Below are 3271 nucleotides of genomic sequence, written 5' to 3'. Positions count from 1 at the left end.
GCCTGGACCACTTCGAAGGCCGCTCCTGGAACGGCTGGCACCACCACGCCACCCTGGTCACCGCCGCCCATGCCTTCCTCACCGAGCAGCGGCTGGCCCCAAAAGCCGATACAGCGAACTCGCCCTCTCCCAGATCCTCGACGCCATCCAGGACCTCCTGAACTGCTGGACCGGCACCTGCACCACCTGCCACCAGCTTCTTCCCAACAAGACGGCACCAAGATCAAGACAGACCTAACGGAGTCCTACTAGCTGAGGATTGTCCCGCAACTGATCATGGCACGAGGGGGATTGGTCAGGACTGGATCCTGGGGACCACTGGGGCCCTCCGCTGCCACGTCGCGTCGTTCTCGTGGACCGTCCGGTTTGATCACTTGGTCTACAAGGTGGCCCAGGGCGCGACGGGTGGCGAGTGGATCCGCCTGGGGATATGAGCGGCGGAGTCCCCTTGCTATGGTGCGCCGATGTCAGCGATCAAGAAGTTTCAAGTCACCTTTGACTGCGCAGAACCTGAGCGCCTCGCTCGCTTCTGGTGCGAGGTGTTGGGGTACGTCGTACCGCCACCACCGGAGGGGTTTGCCACGTGGGACGATTTCAATCGTTCGCAACCACCTGAGCAGCGGGATTCATGGTTCGCCTGCATAGATCCCTCAGGAGTGGGCCCGCGGCTGTACTTCCAGCGCGTCCCCGAAGGGAAGGCCGTCAAGAACCGGGTGCATCTTGACGTGCGGGTCGGCACCGGTCTCGTGGGTGAAGCGCGCCTCGCCGCACTCGAGGCCGAATGTGCGCGACTGGTCCCGCTCGGCGCGGTACACGTGCGAACGCTGTACGACGGCAATGATGCGTGCATCCCGATGCTGGACATCGAGGGCAACGAGTTCTGTATCGACTGACCATTCTCCGAGCCGGAGAGGTGGGGAGCCGCCCTAGCCGTTGAGGTCGGCCGACGACCAGACTTGGCCGTCGTCCGTCACCAGCTCGACACCGTCGATCTTGTCGGCGGCCCCATAGGCGATCCAGGTGACCTGCCCGGAGGCCGGCATCCACCAGGCGCCGACGTCACGGGTGGAGCCGTCCTTCAGCAGGAGCCGGCAAGTGTAGTGCGTGCCGGGGCGACCGGCCGTGATCTGCATGACCACGACGCGGTCGTCGCCGGCCCGGCTCGGTTCCACCGTGCCCACCGATGCTCCCGAGGCGGTGACCAGGGATGCTCCGTGAAGGCTCGGGACCACGTGGACCGTAGCGGCGTCCCGGCCGAGCACGGCGACGCCGACGCCTCCCAGGCAGATCCCGACGGCCGCGGCCGCGGCGATCAGCAGCGGTGTCCGGTAGGAGCGGCGACGGGCGGAGAAGCGGCGGAGCGGTGCCTGGTCCGGGCCGGGCGGGGTGGACCGCCGGTCCTCCGGCGCCGGGGAGGTACCGCGCGCGGCGGAGGACCGACGCGGCAGCATCCGATACCGCCGGCGCGGACCGGTGGGTCGGCCGAGCTCCAGGCGGTTGAGAACCCGTGCCTCGAATCCGGCCGGAGCGGCAAGCGAAGGGGCGGCCGGCAGTACCGCATCCACGGTCGCCGAGACGTCGCCGTAGGCCGAGTGGCAGCCAGGGCAGTCGGCGAGGTGACGCAGCAGTTCGGCCGGTTGGCCGGGGAGGGTGCCGAGCGCCAGGCCGATCAGTTCGTCCTCATCGAGGTGGCGTGCCATCGCGGCGTTCCTCCTTCAGCGAGTCGCGCAGCCTTCGCAGGCCGGTGCGGATGCGGGTCTTGGCGGTGCCGAGGGGGATGTTCTCGTGCCGGCCGACCTCGGCGGCGGTGCAGCCGCCGATCACGGCGAGTGCCACGGCGCGGGCCTGCTCGACCGGCAGGGCGCGCAGCCGGTGCAGGGCACGTTCGCTCTCCAGGGCGGTCAGGGCAAGGCGCTCGGGATCGTCGGACCCGGCGTCGAAGCGGAGGGTCACGTCGATGAGCCGTTCCAGGGTCTCGGCCGGAGCGGGCATGGCCCGACGGGCCCGGATAGCGTCGATGGCGGCGTTCCGGGTGATCGTCAGGAGCCAGGTGAGCACCGAGGCGCGCCGGGGATCGTAGCTGCCCGCCGCACGCCAGGCCCGTACGAACACCTCCTGGCTCACGTCCTCGGCGAGGGCCGGCTCCCGGGTCACCGACAACGCGAGGCCGTACACAGCGTCCTGGAAACGTCTGACGAAAGCGACGGAAGCCTGCTCGTCGCCCAGCGCGAAGCCAGCGACGAGTGTGACGTCGTCGACCCGGTTCGCGCGTGAGAACAGCACCACACCCATGTGTACGTACGAGCCGGGCGAAGGGATTGAACAAGCCGCCGAGAGGTTTCCGGTAGCGCGGCGCAATCCCTCGGACGGGCTCGCTCGTACAACCCCGTGACTGGCCCGTACGACATGCGAGAAGGGACGAAGAGAGCATGAATCGAGGAAGGATCACCGCGACCGGGTTCGCGCTCGTGGCAGCGCTCGCGCTGGCCGGCTGTGGCGGAGGGGGCGGTGACAACGGCAGCGGGGCGCGAAACGAGGCGCCGGCGCCGGCCATGGACACCTCCACCGTAAGGACGAGCGACTCGCCCCTGGGCACCGTGCTCGTGGACGGCGGCGGACGGACGCTGTACCTGTTCACCGAAGACGGGAAGAACACCGACTCCATGGACTGTGACGCGGCCTGCCTCAAGCTCTGGCCGCCCATGAAGGGCAAGCCGAAGGCAGGCGACGGCGTCGACGCCGCCCTGATAAGCACGACGCGCGGCAGCAGCCGGATGCAGGTGACGTACGCCGGCCACCCGCTGTACTACTACGCCGGCGACCGGGCTGCCGGCGACGTCAAGGGGCAGGGCATCGACGGCATTTGGTACGCCCTGGACGCACAAGGTGCCGCGATCAAGAAGGCGGCCCCAGCGGCCCCGTCCACGCAGGAAAACGGCAACAGCGGTTACGGCTACTGACCGTCCTTAGCGTTGTTGGCCAGTGTTGGCCAACTCGCCAAAATCCGGACATGAGGTGGTCCGGTGACCTCGCGAACGGTCTTCGAGGTCGGGGAACAGCGTGAGTTGGTCACCTTGGCGCAGTCGGGTCTGTCGCCTCCGTTTGGCGTGCCCGCTGTCCTGGGTGGCCTCACGGTCTCACGCGTCCGCGGGACGTGCACGGTCTGGCCGGTAGCTCTCTCGGCGACGGGTGAAAACGGACCGCTGATCGGCGGATGAACGGTGACCCACTTCGCGATCTTCTGATCATCCTGATCTTCTTCGAGGATCAG

5 protein-coding genes and 1 pseudogene are annotated in these 3271 nt (G+C 68.2%); 3 read left to right on the top strand and 3 right to left on the bottom strand.

The annotated features are described in order from the left end of the window. Both ABZ904_RS50930 and ABZ904_RS50925 read left to right on the top strand, forming a co-directional pair. Positions 1-161, top strand: a pseudogene (locus tag ABZ904_RS50930) (IS701 family transposase); the annotation flags it as partial. 303 nt (positions 162-464) lie between these two features. After that, on the top strand, positions 465-893 hold the full coding sequence (locus tag ABZ904_RS50925) for a VOC family protein (protein ID WP_361006217.1): 429 nt from the start codon (positions 465-467) through the stop codon (positions 891-893). Between the two features lie 33 nt (positions 894-926). On the opposite strand, the gene ABZ904_RS50920 is transcribed toward ABZ904_RS50925, so the two are convergent. Then, positions 927-1700 carry a hypothetical protein gene (locus ABZ904_RS50920; RefSeq protein ID WP_361831134.1) on the bottom strand — a complete coding sequence of 258 codons (774 nt, stop codon included), beginning with the start codon at positions 1698-1700 and terminating at the stop codon, positions 927-929. After that, positions 1681-2292 (bottom strand): sigma-70 family RNA polymerase sigma factor, encoded by a 612-nt coding sequence (locus ABZ904_RS50915; protein ID WP_359411298.1) that lies wholly within the window; start codon positions 2290-2292, stop codon positions 1681-1683. The genes ABZ904_RS50920 and ABZ904_RS50915 overlap by 20 nt, the downstream gene beginning before the upstream one ends. 137 nt (positions 2293-2429) lie before the next feature. On the opposite strand from ABZ904_RS50915, the gene ABZ904_RS50910 reads away from it, so the two are divergent. After that, positions 2430-2960, top strand: a complete 531-nt coding sequence (locus ABZ904_RS50910) for a hypothetical protein (RefSeq protein WP_361006223.1) — start codon at positions 2430-2432, stop codon at positions 2958-2960. Here ABZ904_RS50910 and ABZ904_RS50905 read toward each other — a convergent pair. Further along, positions 2954-3271 (bottom strand): hypothetical protein (locus ABZ904_RS50905; RefSeq protein WP_361831130.1); only part of this gene is annotated, 318 nt, incomplete at its 5' end. The two genes, ABZ904_RS50910 and ABZ904_RS50905, sit on opposite strands and share 7 nt — an antisense overlap.

The sequence above is a fragment of the Streptomyces sp. NPDC046900 genome (assembly GCF_040644975.1).
GTDB lineage: Bacteria > Actinomycetota > Actinomycetes > Streptomycetales > Streptomycetaceae > Streptomyces.
The sequence above is the reverse complement of the archived record's forward strand: the minus strand, read 5'-3'. Positions and strand labels throughout refer to the sequence as shown.

Coding starts and splice junctions, on each gene's coding strand:
- ABZ904_RS50925 (WP_361006217.1), top strand. CDS start 465: ATGTCAGCGATCAAGAAGTTTCAAGTCACCTTTGACTGCGCAGAACCT.
- ABZ904_RS50920 (WP_361831134.1), bottom strand. CDS start 1,700: ATGGCACGCCACCTCGATGAGGACGAACTGATCGGCCTGGCGCTCGGC.
- ABZ904_RS50910 (WP_361006223.1), top strand. CDS start 2,430: ATGAATCGAGGAAGGATCACCGCGACCGGGTTCGCGCTCGTGGCAGCG.
- ABZ904_RS50915 (WP_359411298.1), bottom strand. CDS start 2,292: ATGGGTGTGGTGCTGTTCTCACGCGCGAACCGGGTCGACGACGTCACA.